At 45.4% G+C, this 15,827-nt stretch carries 14 protein-coding genes; 3 read left to right on the top strand and 11 right to left on the bottom strand.

The window, feature by feature from the left end; all coding sequences use genetic code 11:
• Positions 1-165: 165 nt before the first annotated feature.
• Both rpsA and ZYMOP_RS06900 read left to right on the top strand, forming a co-directional pair.
• Complete coding sequence (gene rpsA, locus ZYMOP_RS06910) at positions 166-1,872, top strand: 30S ribosomal protein S1 (RefSeq protein WP_013934611.1); 1,707 nt, start codon at positions 166-168, stop codon at positions 1,870-1,872.
• A 719-nt stretch (positions 1,873-2,591) separates the two neighbouring features.
• On the top strand, positions 2,592-2,876 hold the full coding sequence (locus ZYMOP_RS06900; RefSeq protein WP_013934610.1) for an integration host factor subunit beta: 285 nt from the start codon (positions 2,592-2,594) through the stop codon (positions 2,874-2,876).
• Between the two features lie 175 nt (positions 2,877-3,051).
• On the opposite strand, the gene ZYMOP_RS09440 is transcribed toward ZYMOP_RS06900, so the two are convergent.
• The gene (locus ZYMOP_RS09440; protein WP_013934609.1) at positions 3,052-3,228 is read right to left on the bottom strand and encodes a hypothetical protein; all 177 of its coding nucleotides are present in this window, start codon (positions 3,226-3,228) and stop codon (positions 3,052-3,054) included.
• Positions 3,229-3,423: 195 nt separating this feature from the next.
• On the opposite strand from ZYMOP_RS09440, the gene ZYMOP_RS06895 reads away from it, so the two are divergent.
• Positions 3,424-4,845: an amino acid permease gene (locus ZYMOP_RS06895; protein WP_013934608.1), complete on the top strand. Its 1,422-nt coding sequence runs from the start codon at positions 3,424-3,426 to the stop codon at positions 4,843-4,845.
• A 140-nt stretch (positions 4,846-4,985) separates the two neighbouring features.
• Here ZYMOP_RS06895 and ZYMOP_RS06890 read toward each other — a convergent pair whose 3' ends face one another.
• The 10 genes from ZYMOP_RS06890 to ZYMOP_RS06840 form a co-directional block, all read right to left on the bottom strand.
• Entirely contained in the window at positions 4,986-5,636 is a 651-nt protein-coding gene (locus tag ZYMOP_RS06890; protein WP_013934607.1) for an HAD family hydrolase, read from the bottom strand.
• Between the two features lie 236 nt (positions 5,637-5,872).
• Positions 5,873-7,150, bottom strand: a complete 1,278-nt coding sequence (locus ZYMOP_RS06885; RefSeq protein WP_013934606.1) for an MFS transporter — start codon at positions 7,148-7,150, stop codon at positions 5,873-5,875.
• 246 nt (positions 7,151-7,396) lie between these two features.
• On the bottom strand, positions 7,397-7,657 hold the full coding sequence (locus tag ZYMOP_RS06875) for an RnfH family protein (protein ID WP_013934605.1): 261 nt from the start codon (positions 7,655-7,657) through the stop codon (positions 7,397-7,399).
• An 11-nt stretch (positions 7,658-7,668) separates the two neighbouring features.
• Positions 7,669-8,340 (bottom strand): electron transport complex subunit E, encoded by a 672-nt coding sequence (locus ZYMOP_RS06870; RefSeq protein ID WP_013934573.1) that lies wholly within the window; start codon positions 8,338-8,340, stop codon positions 7,669-7,671.
• Positions 8,330-9,040, bottom strand: coding sequence for an electron transport complex subunit RsxG (gene rsxG, locus ZYMOP_RS06865; protein WP_013934572.1), 711 nt, complete (start codon positions 9,038-9,040; stop codon positions 8,330-8,332). Before rsxG ends, ZYMOP_RS06870 begins: the two co-directional genes overlap by 11 nt.
• Positions 9,037-10,113, bottom strand: a complete 1,077-nt coding sequence (locus tag ZYMOP_RS06860; RefSeq protein WP_013934571.1) for an RnfABCDGE type electron transport complex subunit D — start codon at positions 10,111-10,113, stop codon at positions 9,037-9,039. Before ZYMOP_RS06860 ends, rsxG begins: the two co-directional genes overlap by 4 nt.
• Complete coding sequence (rsxC, locus tag ZYMOP_RS06855) at positions 10,110-11,576, bottom strand: electron transport complex subunit RsxC (RefSeq protein WP_013934570.1); 1,467 nt, start codon at positions 11,574-11,576, stop codon at positions 10,110-10,112. Before rsxC ends, ZYMOP_RS06860 begins: the two co-directional genes overlap by 4 nt.
• 10 nt (positions 11,577-11,586) lie before the next feature.
• Positions 11,587-12,252, bottom strand: a complete 666-nt coding sequence (locus ZYMOP_RS06850; RefSeq protein ID WP_013934569.1) for an RnfABCDGE type electron transport complex subunit B — start codon at positions 12,250-12,252, stop codon at positions 11,587-11,589.
• 37 nt (positions 12,253-12,289) lie between these two features.
• Positions 12,290-12,871, bottom strand: a complete 582-nt coding sequence (gene rsxA / locus ZYMOP_RS06845) for an electron transport complex subunit RsxA (protein WP_013934568.1) — start codon at positions 12,869-12,871, stop codon at positions 12,290-12,292.
• A 496-nt stretch (positions 12,872-13,367) separates the two neighbouring features.
• The gene (locus ZYMOP_RS06840) at positions 13,368-15,644 is read right to left on the bottom strand and encodes a TonB-dependent receptor (protein WP_013934604.1); all 2,277 of its coding nucleotides are present in this window, start codon (positions 15,642-15,644) and stop codon (positions 13,368-13,370) included.
• Positions 15,645-15,827: the final 183 nt, after the last annotated feature.

Below are 15,827 nucleotides of genomic sequence, written 5' to 3'. Positions count from 1 at the left end.
CGTTTTTCTGCTTATATAGCCATACAATCTACAAACTATGTCTTAAATAAGGCAAACTGTATGTGCGGTGCTATATATGGCATAAGGCCTATATAGCGGTTCGGCCAAAAGACCTCCGGACACAACCGGATGGCCGGAAAAATTTCTCAAGGAATATAGAACTGCATGGCCACTATGGCAAATCCTACTCGCGATGATTTTGCAGCATTGCTTAACCAGACGCTTGGTGAAGAAGAAGGCTTTGAAGGACGTGTTGTCAAAGGCACCATCACAGCCATTGAAAATGATATGGCAGTTATTGATGTTGGCCTGAAATCAGAAGGCCGCGTGCCCCTTCGTGAATTTGCAGCCCCAGGCCAAAAAGCCGAATTAAAAGCGGGTGACGAAGTCGAAGTTTTTGTTGACCGCGTTGAAAACAGTCAGGGTGAAGCAATGCTTTCCCGTGACCGCGCTCGTCGTGAAGCGGCATGGGATAAACTGGAAGCGGAATTTGCGAATTCAAGCCGGGTTGATGGTGTAATCTTTGGTCGGGTTAAAGGTGGTTTCACCGTTGATCTTTCCGGTGCGGTTGCCTTCTTACCGGGTAGTCAGGTTGACATCCGTCCCGTCCGTGACGTTGCGCCTTTGATGGACATTCCGCAGCCTTTCCAGATTTTAAAGATGGATCGTCGTCGCGGTAACATCGTGGTTTCCCGCCGTGCTGTTCTTGAAGAAACCCGCGCTGAACAGCGGTCAGGTCTTATTCAGTCCTTGGCTGAAGGTCAGATTATCACTGGTGTCGTCAAAAATATCACTGATTACGGTGCCTTTGTTGACTTGGGTGGCATTGATGGTCTGTTACATGTAACCGATCTTAGCTATCGTCGCGTCGGTCATCCGAGCGAAATGATTGCTATTGGTGACAATGTTACCGTTCAGATCATTCGCATCAACCGTGACACGCAGCGCATTTCTCTTGGTATGAAGCAGCTTGAAACCGATCCATGGGAAGGCGTTGGCGCCAAATACCCGGTCGGTGCTAAATTCATGGGCCGCGTCACTAATATCACTGAATATGGTGCATTTGTGGAATTAGAACCAGGCATTGAAGGTCTGGTGCATGTTTCCGAAATGTCATGGACGAAGAAAAACGTTCATCCGGGCAAAATCGTTTCCACCAGTCAGGAAGTCGAAGTTGTCATTTTGGAAGTCGATGCTGAAAAACGCCGCATTTCCCTTGGCCTGAAACAGGCACAGCCTAATCCATGGGAAAGCTTTGCTGAAGCGCATCCTGTTGGTTCTACGGTTGAAGGTGAAGTCAAGAATTCAACTGAATTCGGTCTGTTCATCGGTCTTGATAATGATGTTGATGGCATGGTTCACATGTCCGATATCGCATGGGGTATGTCTGGTGAAGAAGCTTTAGGCCTTCATCACAAAGGTGAAGTCGTTAAGGCGATCGTTCTTGATGTTGATCCAGAAAAAGAACGCATCTCTCTTGGTATGAAGCAGCTTGAACGCGGTAATGTTCCAGCAGCAGGTGCCAGCAATTCACTTCAGCGTAATCAGGTTGTCACTGTCACGGTTCTAGCCGTTACGGATGGCGGTCTTGAAGTTCAGGCTGGCGATGATGGCGCGATCGGTTTCATTCGTCGCAGTGATCTGGGTCGTGACCGTGACGAGCAGCGTCCGGATCGCTTCCAGGCTGGTCAGAAACTTGATGCCATGGTTGTCGGTTTCGATCGTCAGAAAAAACCGAACTTCTCCATCAAAGCAATGCAGGTTGCTGAAGAAAAAGAAGCGGTTGCTCAGTATGGTTCGTCAGATTCTGGCGCATCTTTGGGTGATATTCTTGGTGCAGCCCTCAACAAGGCTCGCGATCAGCAGAACTAGTTTCTACTGAAACGAACAACAAAAAGGGGCATGGGCTGGAAACGGTTCATGCCTTTTTTGTAACGATTAAATAGAAAGAAAAAGAGAGATTGAAAGGCGCGGTTTTTAATCGCCGGATAACTAGCCTATTCACAATTATTTTTTACAAAAAGTTTATGTCTAAGGAGTCAGCGGCCTTACTATATTTGATACCGTTGCACCCCTATCCAAACAGTATCATTAGTCTAATCGACATAGATTTGCCCCTCCCGCCCCAAAAGGCTTCCTTGACTGATAACATAGCTTTTTGCTTTAGAAGAAAAGTCGTTTCGCCAAGTTTCATATAGTGAGCAACAGACGGCCTTTCTTCGGTCGATAAATTATCGATAGCCGATATAACGGCGATAAGGTTACCTTTGAATTTTCCAGATATATAAATATGCACTTGCTGGAATCCATATTTTATAATGGCAACGCCCGAATAAAATTACGGGTCTTAACGCCCAATAAACAGTAATCCGAATCAAAATATGAAAATAATGTTGTTTCATTGATGCATCAGGATGACTTTAATCCTGATAACCCCACTGTCTTTCTATCATCCATTATTAGTTCTATCTTTTCGGTGACTTTATTTAACAATAAATATATTTTATTATCGTTGGTTAAGAAGATTCTGTCCGGTGAATATTTTCTCACCCGGGATAATAAAACCGGACTGATCAGGAAAAGGAAATGCGATGATTCGTTCCGAACTGATCCAGATACTAGCCAATGATAATCCTGAATTATCGCCGGAGGAAATCGAACATATTGTTGATGTATTTTTTAATGGCATCACCGAACATCTTGCTAAGGGAGGACGCGTAGAAATCAGAGGATTTGGCGCTTTTTCGACCCGTTCCAGAGACGCACGGGTCGGCAGAAATCCCAGAACAGGGGCCAATGTTAAAGTAAAAGCCAAGCGTGTTCCGTATTTCAAACCGGGAAAAGAGATAAGAGAACATCTTAATATTGAAATTTAGCTTGCATTCCCCCCCCAACCCCCGCTATGCGGTTCGGGCATAATGTTGCGGGCGTGGCGGAATGGTAGACGCTACGGACTTAAAACTTTGAGTGCCCTTTTGGAAACGAGAGGTGCAGAACTGCTCAAATTCGGGGAAAGCTTTTAAATGCCAATCCCGAGCCAAGCCTGATTTTTCAGGAAGGTGTAGAGACTAGACGGGCAGCACCTACCCCCTGTTTAACAGGGTATGGTGAAGGGATAGTCCAGACCCCAAACACTGCTTTGGCAGTGGCGACGAAAGTCGTGGTAGGTAAGAAAATCCGTTGGGCATTTGCCCGTGAGGGTTCGAGTCCCTCCGCCCGCACCATCATGTAGCATATTTAATCCTCTCCCATTCCCTTAAATTTGAATATGACTCTCGCTCTAATACAAAAAGCGAATGGGCTCTGCTGTATAAAATTGAGGGTATAAATCTTACGAATTGCGGTCTAATCTTTTAAAAATATCTTAAAAATATTAAGACCTCGCATTGACCCTACTTCCCTTTTTCCTCCAAAGAGGGATGCATGTTTATAAAATATTTCGGCATGCGCAAAAAAATCAATAATTTTTCTTCACAAAAAAAGAATTCAACACTTTCTAGAACTTTATCATGGCCTCACCTTGTCGCATTAGGGGTAGGCGCGATTGTTGGTACGGGTATTTATACCTTGGCAGGCGTCGGAGCTGATCGGGCAGGACCGGCTGTAATTATAGCCTTCGTTATTGCAGGATTAGTTTGTGCAACCGCAGCTTTAGGTTATGCGGAACTTTCGACATTAATACCCGAAGCGGGGGGTGCTTACACCTATGCTTACAGTGCTATTGGCCGCCATATAGCCTGGGTTGTAGGCTGGAGTCTTATCCTTGAATATTCTTTGGCTAGTTCGACCGTAGCCGTCGGCTGGTCTGCCTACTTAGTGGGTTGGCTACAGTCTTTTGGGGTTATGTTACCTCCGATGTTGCTAACAGGCCCCCATGATGGAGGATTAATCAATTTACCTGCCGTTATTGTAGCGCTCTCTATCGCTATTTTATTGACTGCAGGGGCCAAAGAAAGCGCTACTCTAACACTTATTCTGGTTATCATTAAGCTATTGGCACTTGTCTTATTTGTGGTGTTGACGCTGCCTGCTTTTAACCTCAACTACTATCATCCTTTTATGCCCTATGGTTTTGGAAGCACGCTATCTCCTGACGGAAAAGTAAGAGGTGTCATGGCCGCAGCAGCTATTTTATTTTTTGCCTTTTATGGTTTTGATACAGTAGCAACCGCAGCCGAAGAAGCAAAAGAACCAAAACGTGACCTTACGATCGGTATTATAGGCTCTATGCTTATCTCTACCCTAATTTATGTCGGTGTTGCGGCCGCTTTACTAGGTGCGGCGCCTTTTAGTAGTTTTATTAAAAGTGGTGAGCCGTTAGCCCTAGTATTAAGAGGTTTAGGGCATGAAATGGCGGCTAAATGGATTGCGGCGGCGGCGTTAATAGCTTTACCTTCAGTCATTATGGCCATGATATATGGTCAAAGTCGGGTTTTCTTTGTTATGGCGCGCGATCGCCTGCTGCCGCCTAGTTTAGCGACCGTGAATAAGCAAGGCACCCCCAGTCGAGTTACGTTGTTTACAGGTATTATTATCGCCTTAATTGCGGGATTTTTTCGACTGGATGAGCTAGCAGAATTGGCTAATGCAGGTACATTACTAGCCTTTATTACCGTCGGGCTATCTTTGATTATTTTACGGTTCCGTGAACCTGACCGACCGCGCCGTTTTTCCTGTCCGCTGCCTTATTGGATAGGCAGCATTACTATCTTGGGGTGCTTGTACTTGTTTGCCAGCCTCCCCCTTCATACAACCCTGCGTTTCTTACTGTGGAATGCTATCGGATTGGTTTTCTATGCAAGCTATACAGTCTATAAACGGAGAAAGGCTCTACTGCCTTTATAATTAAAGACAGGAAGAACCGATAAAAGAACCCCTAAAAAGCTGATTTTTTATCGGTCTTCCCTCGCAGATATTAATAATATTTTGCTTATGGAATTTATGGTATCAATATATCCATTTTATGCTCAAAAACATAATTTTTGTTATCTGACTTTTTTCTCTAGAAAAGATGTAATAGAGGTAAAGTTAGGACAGGAAACTGTTACCGGTAATTCTGGAATGGGGGTTCCATAACCGTAAGCGGCAAAGATAAAAGGAATACCCAGCGTAGCCGAAGCTTCTTGATCCGTTTCACCATCACCAATAAACCAACAAGTTTGAAGCTGGCCATTCATTTCCTGTAGGGCTATTTCCAACAGTTTGGGATTAGGCTTACGAGGTAAATCAGGTTTCGCCCCCACCATTGCCGTCATATAACGATCAAACCTCAGATCAGTCATAATCTTTTCAACAAGATTTTGAGGTTTATTGGAACAAACGGCCATTTTCATACCCAGATCAGCCAGTTTTTCGATGCCTTGTCTGACACCGGGGAAAAGACTACTTTCTTCGGTAACACGCTCGGCACAAAGGCGACGATATTCAGTGACATCCGCAATAGGATCCAGACAGTCATCGCCAAAAAGATTAGCGATCATAGCTTCACCGCCTAGCGTGACCAATGGACGGGCTTCTTCGGGTAAAATGCGTCTATGGCTACCCCGTTCTTTCAGCATGCTATTTAGAACGTCCGAGGTCACATAAACGGTGTCGACTAATGTACCATCTAAATCAAACAACAAATCAAGGGTCATGATGCAATTTCTTCCGCCTTCAGAGAGAAAACCTTTTTGAATCCGGTGGCGATAAATCCCGAAATAAAAGGCCGTCATAGATATAGTGATAGGCGAAAACATCTAAAATTACCAAATAAGACCGCCTTTTTATTAGCTATAATTTTATCATTTCATTCATTAGACTAGGATAAAAAGGTCTAACGTCTCCAATAAAAAGACTTCATAACAAAGGCCACAATAGGAAGCCTCCACAATTAACGCTTTGAACGTTTCCAACCTGTTTCCTGTAAGAAGAAACTGAGAATAACAGCTAATATTATACCGATGATTAAAGGCATAAATCCCCGATAAAAATCCGTAAGGATTAGAGACACTTTTTGTGTTCCTATTAAGAGAGAGACTATGGGCGACAAGGCACTACTTGCCAAAAATACCAAAAAATTCATAACCCCTGCAGCTGTTCCTTTGATATTGGCAGGATTAACTTCTTTCATCACCGAAAAAGGAAGCATAGCGACGCTGGACATAATACCCATGATTAACGGTGGCAAATAATCCGCTATGCCCGTGAATGGCTGATAAAGGATGGTCAGATAGCTTAGTAATAATAGAAAACTTCCACCAATCAAGACAGGACGCCGTAAACCTATCTTATCGGAAATATACCCGATTAATGGACAACCAATAACCCATCCCAAAGGCACCATTGAAACGAGTGTTGCAGCGTAAGCTATATTACCATCATAGCTTTTAGCAAAAAAAGAGGATCCCCAAGCAAGAATACCAATAGTTGTTGGGGCAAAAAGTAATCCCCCGATGATGCCTGATAACCAGCTTTGAGGATTAGAAAAAATAATACAAAAAGGATGAACAAAACTTTTTAAAGTCAGACTTTCTTGTTTAGATTCGGCCTTGTCTCTTTTGTTACGCGGCATAATAATCAAGGTTAAGAAAGTAAGAATTAAACCGATAACCGCAAAACCAAGCCAAATTTTTTGCCAGTGAATATTAAATCGACCGATAGGGTCCAAAAGCATAGCGACCAGCTTTGATCCAAAAGCTGCGCCTGCCATCCCAAGGCATTCTGTGAGCCCCACAAAAATTGCCAGCATTTTTTGCGGTAGATAATGGGCGGCCACATAAGAAGCACCCAGAAAAGCAAAAATGGCACCGATAGCCTGCAAAACAAAACCAATAAGGGCTACAGACTGGCTACCTTGAACAAAAAATACGCTGCCTAAGGTGACAAAGGTAATACCAGCTGGAATAGTCGCATGGGGACCATAACGATCTAATAAAAAACCCGATATAAGTGCCATGATAGCGTAGGCTATATAATAAGCCACTACTAGGGTTCCTATAGGATTATGCCCCCATGCTTCAGTAAGGGTTGCTTGCATAATCCCTGGTGTTGCCCGAGCTGCATATTGGTAGAAATAAAAAATAGCACACAAGAACCAAGCTAAGACATAGCGGAAATGTAATCTTTGTCTGTGTTTATATGCATCAGAAAGCGGATCAGAAGAGGACACGGCGCATTGCCTTTTACGGGAATACTGGAAGAAATTTCTCGATAGAAATGCTACATCACATAGCGATCCAAGTAGAAAAAATAAAAGCGAAATACGCTATCGCTTCACTCAATTTGCTAATGTCCTATAAAGAACTAATATCTTTGATATTATTAATACTACATAAAAATACTTTTTTCGCTAGAACAGCAAAAAGCCTGCCTATTTTACAACAGGCAGGCTTTCGCGATAATCTTAAACAAAAGATTATTTTTTTCGTCTAGGGACAGATTTAGGGTCGATAGTGACCTGACGATAGATTTCGATGCGCATACCTTCTTCAAGGGGGGCATCAAGTTTTATAGCCTTACCAAAGACGCCGACCTTTTGGGTATTAAGGTCAATATCGGGGGAACGGGCCAAGATACCGGAAGCCTCGATACCTTCTTTGACGGTAGCGCCGTCTTTGACCTCACATTCCAGCCAGAGCTGGCGTTCGGGTTTGGCATAGACAACAGATATTTTCATGGTTTTTACCTTTAAACCCCATGGGCACCGGACATGGCAATTTCTTTACCTTGAGCCACGTCGATCATTCTTTTACCGACCAAGACTAACCCTGTGATAAGGAAGCCCCCCGGAGGAAGAACCATCATCAGGATGTGGCAATCAGAAGGCAAGACATGCCATTCAAGGAAACTGAAGCTTGGTCCCAGCAATAAGGCGGCATTAGAAAACAAGGTACCCGATCCTATTATTTCCCGCACACCGCCGATGACGGTCAGCGCCAGCGTAAAACCCAGTCCGGCAAAAAGACCATCGACCAAAGAAGCTATTGGGGGTTTTTTACCCGCAAAGGCTTCCAAATGGGCCAGCGGCAAACAGTTGGACACGATCAAGGGAATAAACAGGCCAAGCACCTTATACATCGGATGCATATAGGCGTTCATCACCATATCGACCAAGGTCACCATCGCAGCGACGATCAGAATATAAACCGGCACGCGCACTTCATACGTGATGTTATGCCGAAATAAAGAGACCAGAATATTAGATGCGGCCATAACAACAGCGGTCGCAAGCCCCATACCTAAAGCATTAGTGGCACTGGTAGTCACCGCCATCGTGGGACAAAGCCCGAGCAACATGCTTAGGATACCATTGTTATCCCAAAGCCCGTCTTTGGCAATGCGGAGATAATCATTTGACATCAGGATTCTCCAACAGACGATTTTTATTAGTCGCAAAGAACTGCAAACCCCGGTGGATCGCCGCTACCACACCGCGAGGTGTAATGGTAGCGCCCGAGAACTGGTCAAATTGACCTCCGTCCTTTTTGACCTTCCATTTTTCAGCAGGCGGATTGCTGCTAGAAAGACCGGTAAAGCGAAGAATCCAATCGGATTTCGTAGCTTCGATTTTATCGCCAAGACCCGGGGTTTCTTTGTGGGCAAGGGTTCTGACACCCAAAATCTTACCCTGATCATCCACCCCCATCATCAGCCGGATTTCACCACTATAGCCACTGCCTAAAATCTCATAGGCAACGCCTGTCACATGCCCCTCTTTTAGAGCGCGGAATACTTCAACATCCCGACCGTCAGCATCCTTAACGTGGATCGGGTTGGCCGAAATATCATTGTCATGAATGGAGTCAGGAATAACCTGCGACAAAGAGGCCTGCTGATCTTCAACGCCCCGCTCGGCAATCGTCTTGACCGTCAGATGATAGGTAAGCGCCAACAACGCCCCAAAACCTAAACAGAAAACTGCTAAAACAAAGCCATGAATGAAAAAGGGTTTTTCCTTTTCGGCTTTATCATCGGCATGCATCGCTTCATCAGCCCGAAACAAGGCATCTTGTTCAACGGCCTCTTTACGCTCTTCAGCTTCGTCCTTTTGTTCGGTCATTTAGCATCCCCAAAAGCCACCGGCTGTCCTTGGCGCGTACGACCGAACACGCGTGGGCGGCAATAATGATCTATGATCGGCGTGGTCGCATTCATCAACAACACGGCAAAAGCGACCCCTTCCGGGTAACCGGCAAAGCTGCGGATAACCCAGGTCAAAAACCCGACCCCGAAACCAAAAACCAGCTGTCCCTTTTTGGAAACGGGCGATGTCACATAATCGGTCGCAATAAAGAAAGCGCCCAGCATCGAGGCCCCGGATAACAACTCAATCACGCCTGAAGCGAAACGGTTCGGATTGATCGAAGAAAATATCCATCCCAGACCAAAAAGCGTGACCAACATCGCCACCGGAATATGCCACGTGATAATCCGGCGCCATAACAGAAATAAGCCCCCTAAAAGAATGAACAATGCCGAGGTTTCCCCCATTGAACCCGGCTTGATGCCCAAGATCATGTCTTTTAAACTAGGAAGACTTTTTACTGTGCTCGTTACTGGGATACCGCGCGTTAATTCGGTTTTGATATGCCCCAAGGCCGAGGCTGCACTTAAGGAATCAAGGTTACCCTCACAGCCTAAAGTAATCCGCAAACCAGTCAGAAAGTCAGGGGCATGCGCTGTAAACAAAGGATGCGGCGCTGCAAACTGGGTCATCTGCACCGGAAAGGAAATCAACAGCGCCACACGGGCTACCATCGCCGGATTAAACAAATTCTGACCCAAGCCGCCAAAAATCTGCTTGGCTAAGGCCATTGCAAAAACAGCCCCTAATAAGGCAATCCACCAAGGCGCCCAAGGCGGCAAACTTAATGCAATAAGCCAACCGCTTAAAATCGCTGACCCATCACAAAGCGCTGGCATAACCGGACGATGCCCCAGCTTTAAACACAGCGCTTCCACTAAAAGGCAAAAAGCAATCGTTAATACAAACAAAAATAATGCAGGCCAGCCAAATAACCAAATATCGAATAAGGTGGCTGGTAGAAGAGCCAACATAACCAAAAGCATGGTACGCTGAACACTGTTATCAGCATGGGTAAATGGCCCACTGATGGCTATACTGGCACTCATTGAACCGCCTTCTCTTCCTTAGTAGCTGCCGCTTTCGCTGCTTTGGCGCGGGCTGCTGCTTGCTTTCGCTGTTCGGCAACTGCGGCTAATCGCGCTTCTTTGGCTTCTGCCAAAGCTTTGATACGGCTTATTTTTCTTTCTTCACTGCGCTTGTTCCAAATCTCGCCTTTGGCATAATTAAAATATTGCACCAAAGGCAGATGAGACGGACAAACATAAGAGCAAGAACCACAGGAGAAACAATCCATCACCTGAAGCTTTTCTGTCTCTTCCAGCTTGTCGCGTCGAATCAGACTGGCCATCTCGACCGGACTGAGACCACAAGGGCAAACATCCACACAACGACCACAACGTAGACAGGCAGCGGCCGGACGATGGTCCATTTCCTGAGGCGTCAAGGCTAAAATACCAGCCGTCCCCTTGATCACGGGCACATCAATATTAGGTAAACCTACCCCCATTAACGGCCCACCGGTTACCACCTGCTCCGCTTTGTTATTCATCCCATCACAATAATCGATCAAGGCGCGAACCGGTGTGCCAAGCGCCACTTCCAAGGTTTTAGGATCGTTTATCCCACCCCCTGAAACCGTCACCGTGCGCGTGATCAGCGGCTCACCATAATGGGCCGCACGCCAAACAGCCCGCGCTGTCCCAACGTTATGTACCAACACCCCAACATCGGCGATACGCGTGCGTGCTGAAATCTCTAAACCCGTTAAGGCCTGAACCAAATGACGCGCCGAACCCACCGGATATTGTGCCGGTAAATCCGCAATCTCGACATTGTCATAAGCCAAAGCCGCTTTCTTCATGATCGCAATCGCTTCAGGCTTATTGCGCTCAATCCCGATGATAACTTTGGGGGCACCCACTGAATGGGCTATCAGGCGGCCACCTGAAATAACCTCATCCGCATGTTCCTGCATGATCCGATCATCACCCGTCAAATAGGGTTCACATTCGGCGCCGTTTAACACGACCATCTTGATCGGTTTACGACTGCTTTGTTCAAGCTTCACCGCAGCGGGAAAGGCCGCTCCCCCTAAACCCACAATGCCCGCCCAAGCCACACGATCCCGAATAACACCCGGATCAATCGAAAAAGGATCTGAAAAAGCCTCTGGTAAGGACGCCCATTCATCCTTCCCATCGGATTCCAACACAATCGTCTGACCCGCTAATCCCGAAGGATGCGGAGCCGTCATCTCTTGAATCGCTCGGATAATCCCTGAGGTCGGCGCATGGACTGGCGCTGAAATCCGACCTGCCCCTTCTGCCAATAATTGGCCTTTCCCCACATGATCACCAACATTCACTATCGGCTCGGCTGGGGCCCCTGAATGCTGACGCAAGGGTAGAAAGTAAAAAGGAACAACCGGTAACACTTCCATCTTTTTGCCGGTGGTCGCTTGTTTCCGGTAGCTGGGATGAATTCCACCGCGGACTGAAAATAACTTCATGTCTTTTCCCCTAGCCTGCCGCTTCTTCTTTGGCCGCTTCTTGTTCCAGATGCGCCTTATAGGCCTCACCCTGTGGACCATCCGCTTCTGCTGTTATCCTTTGTGCCAATTCCTTGGTTGAAAAGGCCTGATTTTCCATCGCATCTTGAATAGCCAGATTCGGCTTGTCCCAATGCCAATTGTCGAGCGTGATCGCAACAGGCACCATTTCAATAGCCCCCGTCGGACAGGCCGCTTCACATTTACCACAACCATGGCAAACATCACCCACCACCGTATGTATCTGACGCGCCGCACCAATAATCGCATCACTGGAACAATCGCGGATACACGCTGTGCATCCTATGCACAGCTCTTCATGCACCACAGCTGTCTTTGGCCCTGTATCCTCGCTATCCGATAAATCCAGACTGACGCCCAACGCTTTCGCCAGGGCTTCCGCTACATTACGGCCTCCCGGCGTGCAGGCTGTCAAAGGCGCTCCATCATGCGCCATCGCCGCGGCATATTGGGCACAACCCACATAACCGCACTGGCCACATTGCGACCCCGGCAATAATGCCTGCAACTCACCATCTATCGGATCTTCTTCTACCCGTAACAGATTCGACGACAGGCCCAACATCAGACCCAGCAACAACCCCATCACACTCAGGCTTATAATGGCAATCAACATAGCGACAGTCCCTTTCCCCTAAGCTTACTCTCTTGGCTTAATGCACCGACATCCCTGAAAATCCCATGAAAGCCAGCGCCAGCAAGCTGGCTGTGATAAAACCAACGGGTGGCCCTTCAAACAAACGGGGCGTTACCGCTAACGCCAATCTTTCTCGCAACCCTGCAAACAACACCATCACCAAACTGTATCCCACTGACGAGGCAAAGGCGAAAATCGTACTGTCTACAAAACCATACCGCTGCTCTACTAAAAGCAACGTTATACCCAACACCGCACAGTTCGTTGTGATCAATGGCAAATAAATACCCAGCAAACGAAACAACGTCGGTGAAAATTTACGAAAAAATGACTCTGTCAGCTGCACCGCCGACGCGATGATCAGAATAAAGGTCACCGTGCGAAGATACCCAAGACCAAAGGGGGCTAGTAACCAATGTTCCAATGCCCAACTTGCCATCGCAGAGGTCGTGATCACAAAGGTGCACGCTGCACCCATCCCTACCGCCGTATCTACACGCGTCGTCACGCCCATAAAGGAACAAAGTCCTAAAAAACGCGTTAATATCACATTGTTTACAAGGCAGGCGCTCACTACCAACAGTAGTATATCCGTCACTTAACCTTCCTTCCCTCGGAGGTAATAAGGCGATTAAACCGTTTTCCTCCTTCCAACATCCCCGCCTTCTGAACTTAAACGGATAGACGAAATATGTAAAAATTGGTCGTTTGTGAACTTTTTTGCAATTTTTGTGCCATTCACCGTTTGGTCCTTAGTTTAATAGGTTTCCAACGGTCAATGGGAGGATTCGTCTGACTTATTGTCGTAAAAGTAACAAAACAGACATATTATGTCGTTTAAAAAGACCGATATGTGTAAAAGAAAGGCTGTGGCCTCATTTTTTAAGAAGAAAAATATACGCTTGCTTTATTTTTTACAGAAAACGATCCTTAAAATATCAGGCAAAAAAAACTAAAATTTTCCTTAAGTCTTTTTCTCAAATGGGGTTCACTGCCCCACGATATACTAACAAGGAAAGCCGGAAGATTTAGGATTGAAATCTTCCGGCTTTTTTAAGAGGACATCTGTCCTTTAAGATAAAATAAAACTTTTATTATAAAGTGCATTCCAAGGTAAATTGATAAGTACGAGGTAACCCAGCATAAGCACTATTGGTCCCGCCAGCGGCACCATTAATAGAAGAAGGGTAGACCGATGCCCAGTAATGCTCATTCATAAGGTTGTTAACAGTGAAACGAGCGACCCATGGTTTATTAGCCATTTTGAAAGGATAACGGATACCAATATTCGCGGTCACATATTGTGGGGCATAGGTCGTATTGGTATTATTTGCAGCTCGCGTTCCAGTATAGTGCACGCTACCATTGATGGCTAAACCATTTGCCAAACTCTCTTTTGAAAATGGCAAAGTATAGTCAATCAAGATATTAGATTGAACAGGGGGTACACCCACAATTTCTTTATGCGATGTTGTAGCATCGCCTGTTGATCCAACCTTGGCGTCCAGCCAAGTCACGCCCCCTAAAATCGATAGATCATGTCGGATATGGCCAGCCATCTGGAATTCAAAACCCCAGTTACGCTGGGTTCCGTACATACCATAAACCCCCGTCGAGGAATCCATGTATGCATAAGGACGGGTCATGCGAAAACCTGCTACATTTAAGGACAGTTTTTCCCATTTCACCTTATAGCCGAGTTCGTATTCTTCGCTTTCATAAGGATTAAGAATTTGGCCTTGGTTGATAGAACCTGCGGGTGCAGTCACACCTTGTTGTAAACTGCGTCCCCAAGTGAAATAGGCCGTATGACCTTCAAGGGGATGATAAATCAAACTTGTATTCGGACTAAAGGCCCCTTGGGTATAGTTATGAGCGGTTCGAGTACCCGCTTTATTCCAACTTGAAGATGTCATCCAGCTCCAACTGAATGCCCCTAAGATAGACCAATGCTTGTTAAAAGTAATCATATCACTGACAATTAATGACTGATTACGGGCGATAGCAGAACGATAGCTACCTGATGAATGGGGACGTACGCTAGAAAATTTGGTTGGATTATAAAGATTACTATTACCCAGCGTAAAAGTTTGGCTACTGGTAGGGTTATAATTACTCATGACATAGCCGTTGGTACCTAAAGCCAAATCATGGGTCACAAAACCCGTGTGAACACGTCCATTTAAATAAGCAAGATTACTACCGATTTTAAAACGATAGGCTGTCGCAGCAGAAGCAATAGTCTGTTTATAATCGCCATAATTATCTGTTAGCGTATTGGCATTTGAAAATACGTCACGAAACGCATTCTGCCATAAGCCGCCGGCGACGACACTCCAGTTTTCATTAAATTGATGTTTGATTTTTCCAGAAGCCGTATCCGTTTTGGCATTATAACCGGCATAGCTCTGCCCGAGATAAGGGGTGCTTATATCTGGCGCTGTTGGAAGCTGAATATTATTGCTGTAAGAAAATCCTGGTGCGCCACCCCGCTGATCGTAGCTATAGTGACTGGCATTCAATTCAATAACCGTTTTTGAATCGACATGAATATCAAAGCTGCCACTGACTAAATTACGGTTTATATGCCCCGTACGAACGTAATTGGAACCGGCCCCATGAACAAGATTAACACGATATCCGAACCAGTTATCCTTACCCGTTGATCCACCAATATCAGCAGCTTCTGTTACGGTACCGCGTGAATCGATACCCACAGAAAAATCTTCCATCATTTCGGTAGTCGGACGCTTTAGCGTATATTCAAAAGTACCCGCCGGATTTTGAGGACCATAGATAGCGCCGCTTAATCCGTTTAAGACCTGCAGATTATCAAATTGTTCTGCCGCATAAGGCGTTGTCGTCGCAATGTTAAAGCCATCCATCCGGCTATTGGCGATGACGTCTGATTCAAAACCACGAGACTGCGGTCGAGAAGTTCCGGGATCACCTCTCATTTCCAATTGAACCGATGGCAAATATTGCATCAGATCATTGACATTACGTGCCTGTTGGTTGCGAATTACATCATGGGGAACGCTGAGAATAGAAAAAGGCGCATTTTCTGGTTTCATGTCACCCAATGGGCCAAAATTAACAACAGGTAAGGATGTACGTGCCCCTGTACCATTTGTCATCTTGGCATTAACTGTAATATCTTTTGGAGATTCAGAAGGTTCAATAGTATTATTTTTAGTTGTCTTGGACGAAGACCTGTTATCGTTTGTGTCAGTTGAATCCCCCTCATTACTAACAGCATTGTCATGCGTCTCTTTAATAATTGGTTGTTCGGCAAACCCTTCTGCCGCAAAGCCAAAAGAGAGCACGGCATAGCATAAGACAAACCTTTTACAGGACCGCCATTTTTTCATTATGTTTTACCTTGCAAAATATCTCTAGGTGGTGAGAATCAGAAACATAATTTCCATACACTGCGTAAAATTGAAAATAAATATTTAAAATCCAAAAATAATAATTTTAATTGTGAAATTAAGATATAAAAACACAATTTTTAATATAAAATTATTTTATTTTAAATTTATATAAAGATATTT

The organism is Zymomonas mobilis subsp. pomaceae ATCC 29192 (assembly GCF_000218875.1).
In the GTDB taxonomy this organism is placed as follows: Bacteria; Pseudomonadota; Alphaproteobacteria; order Sphingomonadales; family Sphingomonadaceae; genus Zymomonas; species Zymomonas pomaceae.
The sequence above is the reverse complement of the archived record's forward strand: the minus strand, read 5'-3'. Positions and strand labels throughout refer to the sequence as shown.